General features: G+C 67.4%; 14 protein-coding genes. 9 read left to right on the forward strand and 5 right to left on the reverse strand.

Going from position 1 to position 15708, the window contains the following annotated elements; genetic code table 11:
• Position 1: 1 nt before the first annotated feature.
• Both IH26_RS61985 and IH26_RS61990 read right to left on the reverse strand, forming a co-directional pair.
• Positions 2–301, reverse strand: a complete 300-nt coding sequence (locus IH26_RS61985; RefSeq protein WP_211268574.1) for an alpha/beta fold hydrolase — start codon at positions 299–301, stop codon at positions 2–4.
• Between the two features lie 144 nt (positions 302–445).
• Positions 446–796 carry an alpha/beta fold hydrolase gene (locus IH26_RS61990; protein ID WP_211268575.1) on the reverse strand — a complete coding sequence of 117 codons (351 nt, stop codon included), beginning with the start codon at positions 794–796 and terminating at the stop codon, positions 446–448.
• A gap of 171 nt (positions 797–967) precedes the next feature.
• On the opposite strand from IH26_RS61990, the gene IH26_RS0104615 reads away from it, so the two are divergent.
• On the forward strand, positions 968–1558 hold the full coding sequence (locus IH26_RS0104615) for a TetR/AcrR family transcriptional regulator (RefSeq protein ID WP_211268576.1): 591 nt from the start codon (positions 968–970) through the stop codon (positions 1556–1558).
• A gap of 256 nt (positions 1559–1814) precedes the next feature.
• Complete coding sequence (locus IH26_RS0104620; protein ID WP_030434831.1) at positions 1815–5000, forward strand: bifunctional cytochrome P450/NADPH--P450 reductase; 3186 nt, start codon at positions 1815–1817, stop codon at positions 4998–5000.
• Positions 5001–5164: 164 nt separating this feature from the next.
• Here the strand turns inward: IH26_RS0104620 and IH26_RS0104625 are convergent, their stop codons facing one another.
• The 3 genes from IH26_RS0104625 to IH26_RS0104635 form a co-directional block, all read right to left on the reverse strand.
• A complete protein-coding gene (locus IH26_RS0104625; RefSeq protein WP_342668246.1) occupies positions 5165–6130 on the reverse strand; it encodes an IclR family transcriptional regulator in 966 nt (321 codons plus the stop codon).
• 674 nt (positions 6131–6804) lie between these two features.
• Positions 6805–7905, reverse strand: coding sequence for an MFS transporter (locus IH26_RS0104630; RefSeq protein ID WP_030434833.1), 1101 nt, complete (start codon positions 7903–7905; stop codon positions 6805–6807).
• A gap of 220 nt (positions 7906–8125) precedes the next feature.
• Positions 8126–9565, reverse strand: a complete 1440-nt coding sequence (locus tag IH26_RS0104635) for a carotenoid oxygenase family protein (protein WP_030434834.1) — start codon at positions 9563–9565, stop codon at positions 8126–8128.
• Between the two features lie 258 nt (positions 9566–9823).
• Between IH26_RS0104635 and IH26_RS55495 the strand changes: the two genes are divergently transcribed.
• The 7 genes from IH26_RS55495 (at position 9824) to IH26_RS59530 (ending at position 15147) form a co-directional block, all read left to right on the forward strand.
• A complete protein-coding gene (locus tag IH26_RS55495; RefSeq protein ID WP_084598614.1) occupies positions 9824–11056 on the forward strand; it encodes an aromatic ring-hydroxylating oxygenase subunit alpha in 1233 nt (410 codons plus the stop codon).
• Positions 11056–11409, forward strand: a complete 354-nt coding sequence (locus IH26_RS55500) for a hypothetical protein (protein WP_157437046.1) — start codon at positions 11056–11058, stop codon at positions 11407–11409. The genes IH26_RS55495 and IH26_RS55500 overlap by 1 nt, the downstream gene beginning before the upstream one ends.
• Positions 11410–11449: 40 nt before the next feature.
• Complete coding sequence (locus tag IH26_RS63800; protein ID WP_281179686.1) at positions 11450–11578, forward strand: hypothetical protein; 129 nt, start codon at positions 11450–11452, stop codon at positions 11576–11578.
• Between the two features lie 2 nt (positions 11579–11580).
• Positions 11581–12810: a M24 family metallopeptidase gene (locus IH26_RS0104655; protein ID WP_157437047.1), complete on the forward strand. Its 1230-nt coding sequence runs from the start codon at positions 11581–11583 to the stop codon at positions 12808–12810.
• A 104-nt stretch (positions 12811–12914) separates the two neighbouring features.
• Positions 12915–14327 carry an aldehyde dehydrogenase family protein gene (locus tag IH26_RS0104660; RefSeq protein WP_245664903.1) on the forward strand — a complete coding sequence of 471 codons (1413 nt, stop codon included), beginning with the start codon at positions 12915–12917 and terminating at the stop codon, positions 14325–14327.
• 74 nt (positions 14328–14401) lie between these two features.
• Positions 14402–14860: a hypothetical protein gene (locus IH26_RS0104665; protein ID WP_211268577.1), complete on the forward strand. Its 459-nt coding sequence runs from the start codon at positions 14402–14404 to the stop codon at positions 14858–14860.
• 101 nt (positions 14861–14961) lie between these two features.
• A complete protein-coding gene (locus tag IH26_RS59530) occupies positions 14962–15147 on the forward strand; it encodes a hypothetical protein (protein WP_157437048.1) in 186 nt (61 codons plus the stop codon).
• Positions 15148–15708 lie beyond the last annotated feature (561 nt).

Genomic DNA, 15708 nt, shown 5'->3' on the forward strand with positions numbered 1-15708 from the left:
CTCATACCCCGTCCCCTCGTCGAACTTTGGCCGGCCTCAGGAACTGGGAGATGGCATCGGCGACCCAGCGCGGGTCCTCCTCGGGCAGCAGGTGTCCACCGTCGGGGTGAACGAGTTCCCGGCTGCCGGCTATGTCCCGAGCGAAGTGCTGCCCGTCGATGCCGGAGCTGCGCAGCAGCAGCGTTGGCGCCGACACACGCGGGATTTCCGCGCTGCGGTCGCGTTGATCGGTGTTTGCCACGTCGACGAATGCCGACCGATTGCCGGGGCGGCCGATCAGCTGATACGCCCGGTCGACCATGGCGTCGGTGACTATGGCGGACCGGGGGCCGACTGCCGAGCGCAGGTTACGTTCGATGGCCCGGCGTGGCATCCATCGGCGCAGTACCAGCCGCAGCAGCGGGTTGCGTACCAGGCGCAGACCGGCGGGCAGGGTCTTTTCCGGTTATCCTGTGGCGTTGATCAACACGAGGGCGGTGACCAGCCGTGGCTGGTCGAGCGCGAGATTCCAGGCGATGTTGCCGCCGAGTGAGTTCCCCGCCACCGCCGCGCCGGTGACGCCGACGGTGGACAGGAACCTCGCGACGATCGTGCTGAAGGTGCTGATGTGGTAGTCGCGGTGGGGGTGGGGTCCGGTCAGCCCGAACCCCGGCAGGTCGGGGCGGATGACGTCGAACGAGGGGACGAGAAGATCTGCGACGGCCTCGAAGCCGTGCAACGAGGAGCCACTGCCGTGCAGCAGAACGACCGTGGGCCCACTGCCGGCGCGCTTGTAATGCACCCGGAGGTCGTCCACGTCGGCGAACCGGGAATCGTCTTGAGGACTGCACCAGGGGAACATAATGGCAACAGTGTTGCCGATATCGGAGCGGTCCGTCAAGGGTGGGTCATACTTGCCGGCGTGACGAAAGCTTCCGGCCGGCGCCCGGCCGGCCGACCCGCGGTGCCGCTGGACCGGATCCTCGACATGGCGCTGCTGATCCTCGATGAGCACGGAGCGGACGCTCTCTCGATGCGGACTCTGGCGCAGCGCCTGGATTCCAGCACGGCGACGCTGTACCGGCACTTCGCCGGGCGGCCGGACCTGATCGCGCAGGTGATCGACCGGATGTTCGGCAAGATAGACGTGGATCCGGGCGAACTCGGCACCGTGGGCTGGTCGCAGGCGTGCCGGCAGGTCGCGCATCAGATGTTCGACGTGCTGCGCCGGCACGGGAACGTCGCGCATCTGCTGGTGGAACAGGTGCCGGTGGGGCCCAACGCGATGGTGCTGCGGGAGCGTCTCGTGGCGATCCTGCTCGACGGGGGATTCCCCCCGCCGCTGGCGGCACGCTCGTACGCGACGGTGGCGCGCTTCGTACTCGCGTTCGCGCTGCAGCCGGGCGATCCCGGAGCCCTCGAGGGGGACAGGGCGGCGTCCGTCAGCCTTCACACGGTGGATCCCGCACGGTTTCCGGCCACAACGGCAGTCGCGGACTGGATGCCCGTGCCGGTCGAGGAAGAGTTCGCGTTCGGGCTCGACCTGTTGCTGCGGGGTCTCGCCACGGAGAGCCGGTGACCGCCGGCCGAGCGGTCGGCGTCAACTCGCCCGACCGCCTCCGGCCGTTCTTCGCTTGACATTCCCCGCCTCTTCCACGGATACGAACGCGCCGCCAACGACGCACGGATAGGATTTCGGTACCCCATGGGTGGCGATTGCCGCGGATTTGTTCCGCTCAACGAGCGATCGGCCGGATCCCGACCGTGATTGTCGGCTTTCAACGAATTCCGGTATCCGGCCCGCCGGCGTGGGGACATGCGCGAAAGGAACTCGGATGACTGCCGTTCCCGGTCCCGCTTCCAAGCCGATAATCCGCAACCTCGACGCGATCGATCGTGAGCGGCCTCTCCAGGGCATGATGAGCCTCGCTGAAAGGTACGGCGAGCTGTTCCGGCTCGAGCTGCCCGGCCAGGCGCGGCTGCTCGTGGTGAGCAGCCAGCGCATCGTCGACGAGATCTGCGACGAGTCGCGATTCGACAAGCGGGTCCAGGGGCCGGTGCGGGAGGTCCGGGCCTTCGCCGGGGACGGTCTGTTCACCGGGCATACCGAGGAAGAGAACTGGGGCCGGGCCCATCGCATCCTGATGCCCGCCTTCTCCGCGGTCGCGTTGCACGGCATGTTCGACGGGATGTCCGACATCGCCGAACAACTCATGCTCAAGTGGCAGCGCGTAGGCCCGGAAGCGAATGTCGACGTGGTCCATGACTTCACCCGGCTGACGTTCGACACGATCGCGCTGTGCTCCTTCTCGTACCGTTTCAACAGCTTCTACTCCGAGTCGATGCACCCCTTCGTCGATGCGATGGTCAGCGCGCTGCAGGAGTCCGGTGGCCGGGCCCGGCGACTGGCGTTGCAGAACCGGCTCATGCTGAACCAGCAGCGCCGCTACGACGAGGACATCAGGGTCATGCACAAGGTGGCCGACGAACTCGTCCGGCATCGCCGGGAGCATCCCCTGCCCGAGGGGCAGCGTGACATTCTCGACACGATGCTGTCGGCGAGAGACCCGCAGACCGGCGCGGCGCTGCCCGACGAGAACGTCCGCTACCAGCTGGTGACCTTTTTGATCGCCGGGCACGAGACGACTTCCGGCCTGCTGAGCTTCGCGGTGCACGCCCTGCTCCGGAATCCCGAGGTGCTGGCCACCGCTCGCGCTCAGGTCGAGGAGGTGCTCGGCGATCGCTTCCCGGCCTACCCGGACATCCCGAAGCTGACCTATCTCAACCAGGTTCTTCTCGAGACCCTGCGGCTGTGGCCGACGGCTCCGGCGTTCGCCGTCTACCCGTACGAGCCGACCACGATCGGCGACGGGGTGGCGGTCACCCCCGACGACACGATCGTCATTCTTTCCCCTTCACTGCACCGCGATCCGGCGGTCTGGGTGAACCCCGAGGTCTTCGATCCCGACCGGTTCGGGCTCGACCGGGCGCGGGAGTTGCCGCCCAACGCCTGGAAGCCGTTCGGCAACGGTCAGCGCTCCTGCATCGGGCGTGGCTTCGCCTTGCTGGAGGCGCAGCTGGTCCTGGCCCTGCTGGTGCAGAACTTCGACTTCCGGTTCGCTGATCCCGGCTACCAGCTGAAGATCAAGGAGACCCTGACCTGGAAGCCGGAGGGCCTACAGGTCCGCATGCGGGCCCTGCGCGATCGGCCGATCAGCCGCAACGCGGCTGCGCCCTCGGCGCCACCGGCCAGCCGCCTCGCCTCCACGACGCGAACAGTCCAGACGCACGGCACAGCGGTGCAGGTGCTGTTCGGCTCGAACGCCGGAACCAGCGAGGCCTTCGCCCGGCAGATCGCCGCCCGGGCGACCGCACTGGGGTACGCCCCGACGGTCGCATCGCTGGACGACGGCGTCGATGCCGTACGGCGTGACGGTGCCCTCATCGTGGTGACCGCATCCTACGAGGGGCAACCGCCGGACAACGCCAGGAGGTTCGTCTCCTGGTTGCAGAATCAATTGGCCGGTGCGTTCGCCGGTGTGCGCTATGCGGTGTTCGGGTGTGGCAACAGCGATTGGGCCCGTACTTACCAGCGGATCCCGACGCTCGTCGACGACGAGCTGAGCCGCGCGGGAGCGACCAGGCTCGTCACTCGCGGCGCGGCCGACACCCGAGGAGACTTCTTCGGTGACTTCGAGGCGTGGCAAGACGCGTTGTGGCCGGCGACCGGCACCGTGCTGGGCGTCCCATCCGTCGCGACCGACGCGGTCTCGACCGGCATCCAGGTGGAGATCGTCGGCGCGGGCCGCGAACCGCTGCTGCGCGCCGATGACCTCGGGTACGGCACGGTCGTGGTCAACCGTGAGCTGGTCGACATGACCCGGCCCGGTGCCCGCTCCAAGCGCCACCTCGAGATCGCGCTGCCGGAGGGCCGGACCTACCGCACCGGCGACTACCTGGCGGTGCTGCCGCTGAACCCCTCGGCCGTCGTCGACCGGGCGTTGGCCCGCTTCGATCTGGCCTACGACACCCGCCTGCGGATCACGGCCACCGGACCGAACCCGAACCTGCCAACCGACCAGCCGATCGCCGCCGGCGAGCTGTTCGCAAGCCACCTGGAGCTGTCTCGGCCGGCCGGGCGGCGCCACGTGGAGCACCTGGCCGAGGCAACCGACTGCCCACCGGAGAAGCAGGCCCTCACCGCGCTCGCGTCGCCCGACCGCTACGAGAGCGAGGTCCTGGACAAACGGCTGTCCGCCCTCGACCTGCTCGAGATGTACCCGTCGGTGCGGTTGCCGTTGGGCAGCTACCTGTCGATGCTCACCCCGCTGTCGCCCCGCCAGTATTCGATCTCGTCCTCGCCGTTGTGGAGTCCCGACCACGTCACCCTCACCGTCGCCCACGTGGATGCCCCGGCGCTGTCCGGTTCGGGCAGGTACGAGGGGGTGGCCTCGACCTTCCTCGCCCACTCGCGCCCCGGCACCCGGGTGCCGGTCACCGTCCGTCCGTCGAACATCGCGTTCCACCCGCCGGAAGACCTCGCCACGCCGGTTGTCATGATCTGCGCGGGCACCGGCCTGGCTCCCTTCCGCGGGTTCCTGCAGGACCGCGCACTGCGCGCCCAGCAGCAGCAGGCCGAGCCCGCACGGGCGCTGCTGTTCTTCGGCTGTGACGCGCCGGACGTCGACCTGCTCTACCCCGACGAACTGCGGGCCTGGCAGGAACAGGGGATCGTCAGCATCCGCGCCGCGTTCTCCGAGGCACCCGAGGACGGTCCCGACGGACCGGTGCGTTTCGTTCAGGACCGGCTCTGGGCCGACCGGGACGACGTCGCGGACCTCGTCCGCCGGGGCGCGACCGTCTATGTGTGCGGCGACGGTCGCCGCATGGCCCCTGCAGTCCACCAGACCTGCGTACGCATCTACGCCGAACACATGAAAGCCAGCCTGGACGAGGCCGAGGCCTGGATGGACGAGATGGAGCGCGCGCACGGTCGTTACGTCTCCGATGTCTTTGCCTGACGGCAAGCGACTGGTGCCGACCCGGGCCGGCACCGGATCAGCCTTTGGAGCGCCGACCGATCACGCAGCCGCGGCCGCCGGGGGCATGGCGGCGGGCAGGCCGAAGCGATGGTACGTGCGCCTCCGGCGAGCGCGCACCGGTCGGGGTGGCCCCGGCGTCGCTGTCAGCCCGTGACGCTGATCATCCGGCTGCTGATTTCCTGTGCCGTCTCCCGGACCTTGCGGGCGAACTCCGCCTCGGCCTCGGGGAACACGCGGGAGGCCAGGGCCGCGATACTCACCGCCGCGATCACCTGTTGCCGCTCGTCGCGGACGGGGGCGGCGATGCCCAACACTTCGGGGTCGAGCTCGCCGCGGGTGACGGAGTAGCCGGCACGCCGGATGTGGTCGAGCCGCTGCATGAGGATGTCGACGTTCGTGAGGGTGGCGGAGGTGAATTGGTGCAGGTCCGCGGATTCCAGTAGTTGCCGGGCCTGCTCCTCGGGCAGCCATGCCAGCAGGACGAGAGCCGACGCGCCGGCGTTCAGGGGGAGTGTGCTGCCCCGCTCGTAGGAGATGCGCACGGCACGGGTTCCCGCTTCGGCCAGGTCGACGCATACGACCAGCTCTCCGGTTCGCCTGGTGAGCAGGACCGTCTCATGCACGTCCGCGGCAAGCGCCGTCATCGCCGGGAGCGCGATCTCGGAAAGCCCATAGCTCCGTCGTGCCAGCCGGGCGATCTCCATGACGCGTAGCCCGAGACGGAATCCTCCACCCGGTGCTTCCTCCAGAAAGCGGCTGCTCACGAGGCTCTGTAGGTAGCGGTAGGCCGTCGAGCGCGCTACACCGAGTCGCTCGGCGACCGCGCTGCCGGAAACGACGAGCTGCGCGTCGGTGAACATGAGAAGGATGTCCAGCGCCCGGTCGGCCGTGGAGTTGCGCTCGCGATAACTGGGGGACGTAGCTCCTGACATGTGAGACACCGTACCGGGTGGCGGCCGTCTTGGGCACGGAGGCGCCTTGGATGACGAATTCGTGGCGCTCCTGCGCGCGAGGCGATGCCAGGCTCCGCGGTCACGGTCAAGCCTGCCCGGTGCTCCGGCTCCATCGCGGCCGCCGTGCGCCGTAACGGCTTCTTCACGCCGCGGCATCAAACCTCACTTGCCGGGCTGACGGATCCGTTCGGCGCGGGGAGACGACACTTGACGAGGCGGCGGCCGCCGGTGATTATTGTTTCGTATATCGAGACAGTGGTCCTGAATATCAGGACCATGATGAAGCTCGGCTTCTTTGGCGCGTCGCGTCGGCATCTGGCACCGCGCGGGCGCCTCGGACTTCTCGGCAGTCACCAGCGTTGGGAGGCCGCGATCACATTGTCCGGGACGGATCATGTGAGTGGGGCTTGATGGGTCGTTGTTCAAGGTGGAAGCGATCGCACCCGAATCCGCGGAGTTCAACTCGCGGCTTCGTGAGCTCCCCAAGAATGTGCCCGGGGTGGGCCGCGGCCTTCCCGTGCCGCCCACGGCGCCTTCCGACCGTGCGCGCACCGTCCGGATAAGGGACGGGACGGTCACGAGTTGGCTCTGCGGGCCATCGCACCGGACCGCCCCAGAGGCGTGTACCTGCACTTTCACGGCGGCGGATTCGTCGGAGGCAGCGCGGCGAATTCCGGGCCCGCCGCTGGAGTACGGTCCGCGTGACCACGTTCACCCGACGTGGTAGAGAGCTGGCTGCTCGGCGACGACGAGATCCGTACCTGACGGGTGACGGTTCGCACGCACGACATGCGCGCCCCGCTGCCCGCGGTACCTCGCCGTCTCTCGTGTTACCAAGGCCTCGGCGGCTGTCGTGCAGGGGAAGTGTGGCCGGTCTCCTGGACGGTGGGCTCGGCGGAGGTGTAGAGGACATGCGGCACCATGCTGAGGGCGACCGCTCGACAGTAGCCGTCGGCAATCCACACGCCGAGCGCCACCACGACGAAGGGGGTGCCAACGACGCCGAGGATATCCAGGACTACGATCACGATCACCACCGCGGTAGCGGGGTTGAACATGACGAACGTCAAGGTGTCCCGGACGGTCTGCCAGTTGGGGACAGGCGTTTGCCTCCGGCGTATCGCCAGGCCTGATATGGCGAACAGCGCTACGACCGCGCCCGCTTCCAGCACTGCGTTGAAGCGTACATCCGCGGAGCTGAGTCGGGTAAAGCCGGACCAGGCGATCAGGCTCACGGCGATCAGGCCCAGGCCCATCGCCAGGACGACGCGCAGGCTCGGCTTATGGTGCCCGGCCCGGCCGGCATTCACTGCGAACGTGCCGGTGCCGGCTGGCAGCAACCGTGCCGACAGGGCAAGAACCACGATCCCTAGGCCTGCGCCCATGGCCGTCAGGAGACGCCAACCGTGCTGGACCGGCACTGCGCCCGTCGCAGTTTGCGTGATGATTCCCGCGATCGGCATGCCGATCAGCGCGAAGATCAGCGTCCGCCTGGCTCGCGTGGCGACATCCGCCCGCGCGCGGTTGGCTCGGGCGGCGGCGTCGTGCAGGAAGCTCAGGATCAGTGGGTAGGCGGCGCCCATGCCGATCCCCGCGATCATTCTGAGGAGTCCCAGTTGCCAGGGGGCGGTGGCGAGCGCGCTGACGCCGGACCAGAGCGTGAGCCACAGGATCGCGGCCAGGGTTGCCGGTCGGCGCCCGAAACGGCGGGCCAAGGGCGCAGCCGCGGCGGTGCCTGCCAGGATCCCCAGGAACACCGTGCTTCCGATCAGGCCCGCCCCGCCCGGCGACAGATGCCAGCCGGGCTCGGCGAGCAAGGAGCGGAGAAAGTTGGGGAACGCGACGATTTGGTAACTCTGGGCGATCACGAGGACCGTTACGACCGGAATCAGGCCGCGGCTTACCGGGGGTGTGACGGTGTCGGACGACACGCCGGGCCTCCAGATGGCGAACGAAGGCCAGGGACCGGCAAGGGCGCGGACCCGGGCCACGGTGAGGAGATGTCTCGGGGTCGGCGGCGTGCCGCATGCCGGCAAGCCGCGGGTAGGGAGATCGGTGCTGCCGGGTTCCCGCGGACGAGTGGCCGAGCGTGGGAGCGCGCTGGTCGACGGGGTGCTCCGGCACCCCGTCGACCAAGGGATTGTCGAGGACTCAGGCGCCGCGGACCGCGGCGTCGAGTTCGGCTGCGTCCGACCAGTTGCCGTGGAAGCCCATGGGTACCCGGTGGTTGAGCTTGATCCGGGCGATCGGCGTGCCCGCGAAGTCCTGGACCTCCTGAACGATGACCTCGCTGCGGTCGGTGGCGGGGTCCCACCAGATCGACAGCAGCCAGCCGTCGTCCTCGGCCGTGGCTCCGGGGCGGGGCACGAACACCGGTTCGCCGGGAGAGGTCAGTACACCGTCGAGTGTCTGCATCGACGTCTTGCCCGTCTGGTAGTCGTGCTTTGCCAGGCCGTCGGTGAACCAGTCGCCGGCTCCGCGCGTCGTCGTGTAGTAGCCGTACCGATGGGACAGGCCGGTTCGCTGGTCGTTGATCCGAGGGAACTCTCCCTGGATGTCAGTGACCTCACTGTCCGTCGTCTTGCCGGTGGCGAGGTCGAGTTCCCAGCGCCAGGGTGTGGTGACGACCTTCTTGAACCACCAGTTCCAGTCCCCGCCCGGCGGCGGTGACTCCAGCTCCTTCAGGGTGGGGCCGAACTTGTCGACCCGGTGCCCGTCGACGACGATCTTCGTGCCGTCCTGGTAGGCGTTGAGGAAGTGGGTGATGGCGAACGCGTCGGGGGCGTCGAACCATGTCACCTTGCCCGTCCTGCGATGCAGGACAGCCCACCGGCACGTCTCCACCGTCTCCGGCTCCCAGATCGTCGACGGCCGGCCGGAGAAGATGTTCTCCATGCGGACCATCGACGGGTTGACCAGGAAGAGCGCGTAGTCGGTGGTGACGACGTAGTCATGGGTGAAGGTGGGGACCCCCAGGTCGATCGAGTGGCGGTCGAGGACCTTTCCGTGGCGGTCGGCTCGATACCACGTGACCGTGCCGTCGATGTTGCCGAAGGTGAGAAAGTCCCCGTTCGTCGGATCGATCTTGTGGTGGGCGGTCAGCGGCCCGGCGAGTCCGCCGCCGAAGTCGTACAGCTGGCTGACCGTCTCAAGGGTGTCCGGTCGCAGGTCGCGCGGAAGGCCGCCCTCGCAGAAGACCAGCAGGCGGTTGTCGTAGAGCTGCACGTTCGTGTTGCCGGGGTTCTTCGGGAACTTGCCGGGTGGCAAAGGGGTGGTCCGGCCGTTCATGAAACCGCCGTAGATCGCCCGGCCCAGTTCCATCTCGTCCTTCAGGCCGTCGGTCTCCACGTAGCGGTTGCGGTAGGTCGCCCGGCCGTCGCGCAGGAACAGGGCTTGGATCATGCCGTCCCCGTCGAACCAGTGATACCGGCTCGGGTCCTCCGGGCGGTAGAGCTGGCTGACGCTGGTCCGGTACAGAGCACCGTTCAGCCCGTCCGGGAGCCGGCCCTCTATCTCCAGGTCGAACGCCTCGCCCTGCTCGCGCCAGGGTGCGTACGGCCCGTTGAGGAACATGTTACTGGGGTCCCACATGGACGCCCTCCTTGCGGTTGACCTATCGTGTCCTAGTAATCAGGACATCGTAATGCGATATTCAGGATATGGTAACGCTGCCTTCGGAAAAGTACAGCCGCTTCCGGGGTGGTCGAGCATGGCATCGGCCTGGGCCAAGTGCGGAAATGGGCCAACTATGCGCAGCTGACTGCCACTTTGGCCGTCAGCTTGCGACGGGTCTAATCGTAACGTACTGTCCCTTATTACAGGACTGCCGTCCTAACTTATGGAGGTATCGTGTCTGAAGCCGCCGTCAGTTCTGCTTCCCCGTCCGCCGGCGCGCCCCCGCAAGGGCCCAACCCGTTCGCCGGCCTGAGGGATGTCGTGTCGGTCCCGGACAAACTGACGCAGGAGTATCACGACGCCGTCGTTGAGAACGTCTTCCGTCCGTCCTGGTTCCTCGTCGGAAACGCCAACGACCTTCCGAAGCCCGGTAGTTACGTCGTCCAGGACATTCCTACCTTCAATACCTCGGTGCTGATCCAGCGTGGCCGGGACGGCGAGGTGCGCGCGTTCCACAACGTGTGCCGGCACCGCGCCAAGAAGGTGATACCGACGGACTGCGGTTACGCCGAGGGGACGTCGTCCGCGCACACCTGCTGGCTCCACGGCTGGTCGTACACCGGCGAAGGAAGACTGCGTTCGGTGCCCGACGAGCAGCAGTTCCGCTCCGTCGACAAGTCCCTTCTCGGGTTGATGCCGATCCACGTCGAGGTCCGATACGGGCTGATCTTCGCCAACTTCAGCGACCATCCCGAGTCGCTCGACAACTGGCTGGGGGATCTCGCCGAGGGCTTCGACGACTACTACAGCGAGATGGAGAAGACGAGCTGCTTCTCCATCGACGTCCGGGCCAACTGGAACGTCGCCATGGACGCCTTCTCGGAGGGGTACCACACCGTCTTCCTGCATCGGCGGACCCAGCCGAAGCTGGCCGGCAAGAGCAACCCGATGCGGCACAAGCCCGTGATCGACATCTACGACCGCCACATCCGCTCCAGCAACCCGTCCAACCCCGACTACGTCAGCCCACCGGTCGAGGGTGCCCTGTACGAGCTCGGGCGCAAGCAGACCCCGGCGATCGAGACCGACTTCTCCATGCTGCCGCCGGCGGTGAACCGCACCCGCTACCACCCCTGGTTCTTCGACATCGTGTGGCAGTTCCCCAATGTCGCCATCCTCAACGGCTCGCACTGGTACAGCACCGTCACCGTCTGGCCGATCGACCGCAACCACACCCGCGTCGTCTTCGACACGTTCGCCCGCAAGGCCCGGCACGCCGGCGACCGCCTGGCCCAGGCGTACAGCCGGGCCCTGCAGTACACGGTGGCCCGGGAGGACCTGTTCGCCATGGAGGACGTGCAGCGGGGCCTCGAGTCGGGTGCGGTCCGCGACATCTATCTCTCGATGCAGGAGTTCGCACTCCAGCACCGGTACGGACTCATCGACGAACTGATCGGAGCCAAGTGATGGAGCACTCCGCCGACGTGGGACTACCCGATGGCTTCGCCGACTTGGAGCGCTTCCTGGAACGATGGCGCCTGCGCGACGCCCAGGAACGGATGGAGGCGATGGTTGCCGCCGACATCGAGGACCTGCGTGAGCTGTCCGCAGCCATGCTGCCCCGTATCGAGGCCGTGGTGAGTCATCTCAACACCTTCCCCCTCGACGAAATGCCCCCACGGGAGCAGGCACTCTTCGAGCTGGCCCTGACCTTCGCCGAGGTCGTCCACCCGGTCGACCTCGGCTGGGAGTCAAGTGAAGTCAGCGAACTGTACCCGCTGGACAAGATGAACCTGGTCGGGCCTGCCCGCACCTGGTGAGCAGGCGAAGCAACGACGCCGTACAGAGATGGATCGCTCTATGACTGACTCCTTCGCCGCGCTGACGCACGTCAGTCCCGGCCGTCCGACTGAAGAATTCCTCCGCCAGTTCTTCGAGCAGCGTTCGGCCTTGGGCGGCGCTCGTGTTCCCGAGGGGGTGATGGTGTGACGGTGAAGGAGTATCCCGTCCTGCCGTTCGCCGCCCGGGAGCTGCGCTGGCAGCGTACCCGTGCCTTCATGCGAGACAAGGAGCTCGATTGTCTTCTTGTCTTCGGGCTCAAGGGCCGCGAACGGTACGAGGGTTACCTTGCCAACGAGGTGCTCGACGGTGTGGTCGTCTTCTTCGCCGACCGCGACCCCATCCACCTCACCTGGACCCATCACCGCTACACCCGTCGCCTGGCGGAGAACATGCGGGAAGTCCGCTTCTGGATCGACGATGTACGCGTCGGTCCGTTCGGCCGCGGCGTGGTCCAGGCACTCACCGAGGAAGGACTGACGTCGAGTCGCGTCGGCGTGGTCGGTTTGACGGGTAGCTCGGCGGGGGAGATGGAGGGCCTGATCACTTATATGATGTGGGACTACGTCCTGAAGAACCTGCCCCAGGCTGAATTCGCGGACGTCTCCCTCGACTTCGCCCAGACGATGCTGCCCAAGACACCGCAGGAACTGGAACTGGTCCGCTTCGCCGCCCAGGCGGCCGAGGAGGCGTGCCAGACCATGCTGGAGATCACCCGGCCCGGTATCCGCGAGGCCGAGATCTACGCGGCCGTCGTGGAGGTCCTGCACCGCAACTCGTGCGCCACCACGTACCCCCACATCATCATGAGCGTCGGTGCCGACGACCCCGGCTGGGCGCCGCCGTACTGGACCTATGCCGGCGGTCCGTCCCGGACAGTCCGGCCCGGCGACCTGGTCCAGGCCGAGATCATGTCGTGCTACGGCGGATTCGAGGCCCAGGTCCAGATGTCCGTCGCCATCGAGCCGGTGCCGTCGGTGCTGCACAAGCTCCACGACGTCGCACGGGGCTGCTACGACGCCGGCCTTCAAGCCCTGCGTCCCGGAGCAACCTTCCTCGATCTGGCCCGGGCCATGAGCGAGCCTCTGCTGGCGGCCGGCCATTACAACATGACACCGCTGGTGCACAGTCTCGCTCCCGCGGCCTTCGCGGGGCACATCGCGCTGAATCCAGGGCAGATTCCCGGCCAGGACACCCGCCGTGTCTTCCGCACCATCGAGCCGATCACCGACCTGGAACTCGTGCCCGGCATGGCGTTCGCTTTCGAACCCAACGCCTGCACAGGACAGCACCGGGTCAACATCGGCGGCACCGTCGTCGTCGGCGAGAGCGGACCGGAGGAGTTCAACGCCGTTCCCTGCCGCATGCACGTCGTGCCCTGACGAAACCGAGACCTCACTCCGTCCGCAGCATTCGCTGTCCCCCCAGCCGCCATGATCCTTCCATTCCGGACGGCGCCAGCCACCACCGCAGTACAGGAGACACCGTGCCCGAACAGAAATACCCGATGACTGTGGACGGCAAGGACGTCCACGCCGGCGACACCTTCGGGGTGTGCAACCCCGCCACCGGCCAGGTCTTCGCTCAGGCGCCCGACTGCTCACCGGCCCAACTGGACGACGCGTTGCGAGCGGCCGCCGACGCCTTCCCACTGTGGCGCGACGACATCAGCGCTCGCCGCAGCATCCTGCTCGCGGCGGCCGCACGGATCGAGGAGTGCACCGAGGAGCTTGCCACCCTGCTCACCCTCGAGCAGGGCAAGCCCTTGGCCGACGCCCAATTCGAGATTCAGGTGGTCGCGCTGATCCTGCGCAGCACGGCCACCCTCGACGTGCCCCGGGAAGTAATCCTGGACGACGACGACCAGCGGATCGAGGTGCTGCACCAACCCGTGGGCGTTGTCGCGGCGATCACCCCGTGGAACGTTCCGCTCGCCCTGGCCGCCATGAAATACGCGCCCGCGCTGTTGGCCGGCAACACGGTGGTCCTGAAACCGTCGCCCTTCACCCCGCTGTCGTCGCTCGCGCTCGGAGCCGTTCTCCGCGACGTGCTGCCGCCGGGCGTGCTGAACGTCATCAGCGGACGGGACCCGCTGGGTGCACAGCTCGCCGAACACACCGTAACCCGCAAGGTGTCGTTCACGGGTTCGGTCGCCACCGGAAAGCGAGTTGCCGCCGCCGCAGCGCCCGACCTCAAGCGCATCACCCTGGAGCTGGGCGGGAACGACGCGGCCATTCTCCTCGACGATTTCGACCTCGACACCCACGTGGACCGCCTGTTCTGGGGAGCGTTCGCCAACTGCGGGCAGGTGTGCGCAGCGGTCAAACGCGTCTATGTACCACGCGGCCGATACACCGAGGTGGTCGACGCCCTGGCCGACCGGGCACGGTCGGTAGAAGTCGGCGACGGCATGCGGCCCGGCGTCCAAATGGGACCGCTCGCCAACGCGCCGCAGTTCGACCGGGTCCAGGAGCTGGTGGCGGAGGCCCTGGCCGGTGGCGCCACGGCGGCCGCCGGTGGCCGGCGCCTGGACGGTGACGGCTACTTCTTCGAGCCGACCATCCTGAGGGATCTCGACGACGGCGTACGCATCGTCGACGAGGAGCAGTTCGGACCGGCTCTGCCGGTGATCCCCTACGACGACGTCGAGGACGCGCTCGCGCGGGCGAACCGCACCCACTTCGGGCTCGACGGCTCGGTGTGGAGCGCGGATCCGGAGCGGGCCGCGGTGTTGGCGGCCCGGCTGGAATGTGGCACCTCCTGGGTCAACACGCACGCCATGCCGACACCGGGCGTGCCCTTCGGCGGGCACAAATGGAGTGGCATCGGCGTCGCCGGCGGACTGGCCGGTCTGTTGTCGTACACCGAGACCAAGGTGCTGCACGTCGTGCGCGGCTGAGTCAGCCGACGGCCGGGACACCGTGGTACCGGACGGCCAACTCCGGACCCCGCGCTCCCTGCGGGTAGTCCGGCATGATCGAGGACGGCCTCGCGCGCATCGCCGATCCGCCGTCACGCCGGCGCGACGCGTTGCTGCGTACGCATGGCCTGCGATTCCCCCAATCGACGTGCGGCGACGATCGGCCGCCGGCACGACAAACATCCAACCACGAACGAGGAGGCTCAAGAATGAGTATCGACGGAACCTGGAACATCACCGTGAAAACCCCGATGGGAAACCAAGAAATCCGGCTCGCGCTGCAGTCCGACGGCAAGACCCTGACCGGAACCCAGTCCACCAAGGACGAGAGCATCGACATCCAGGACGGAGTGGTCGAGGGCGACGAAGCGACCTGGAGTGCTAAAACCAGCAAGCCGATGCCCATGCAGGTCAAGTTCACCGCCAAAGTCGATGGCAACGACATCTCCGGAACCGCCAAGGCCGGCTTCTTTCCGGCCTCGCCGTTCACCGGGCACCGTTCGGACGCGTAACGACCACCGGCGGGGCTGCTCCACCAGAAGCACCCGGACACACTCACGAGGGCCAGGACCGAGCCGGCATAAACGCCGAGCTCGCCGGAAAGGTCGCGCTGGTGACCGGTGACGGCAGCGGCATAGGGGCCGCCACCACCGCTCTGCTCCTCCGCTGCCTCGGCGCCGAGACGGTCGTCCTCGGCCCGGAGGCAGCGGCGCAGCGGGACACCCGCGAGTTCCCCGGATCAACGATGCCAGGCCGTGTGGTAGCAGCGGCGCCGCGCATCTCGTACCGGCCCACGTGACCCGACGGGGACGGACGCTTCGCCTTCCACGCCCGCAGGAACGGATCGATCAACGCCCACTTCGGATCGGTGAGATCGGTCGAGTACGCCTTACGGTCCATGACCAGGCCCTACGCACCACCGGTACCCCGGTATCAGCCCGACTCCAACGTTCACGACATCGGGCGATGACGTAACAGGCGAAAACCTCCGAACGCCCGCTCAATCTACGAAACGGCCATAAGAGTACTTATAACCCTCTGAGATCTCGGTACGCACGGCGCGTCCGTCACGGCCAGCATGCTGATCTGTCTACGGTTATCCACTGTCCTCGGCCGCCCCTAGGAGACCGCTGAACAATGGGCTCGGCGCCCGTGGTCGACGTAGCGAATCACTCCAGATCGGCGGTGTTTGCGGCCGACCGGGCGACTCAGCCGTGTTTATTCGTACACGCCCCGTAGCGACGCATTTATTCGGCGGTCTCCTAGTAGTGCTTTGTCATCTTTTGGGTGGTTGATGGTGACAGCTGTGGCTTGATCTTGGTGTCGTCAAGGCATGGACACCGTTGCTGTGCACCGTCTC

It is taken from the genome of Actinoplanes subtropicus (assembly GCF_000721705.1).
GTDB lineage: Bacteria > Actinomycetota > Actinomycetes > Mycobacteriales > Micromonosporaceae > Actinoplanes > Actinoplanes subtropicus.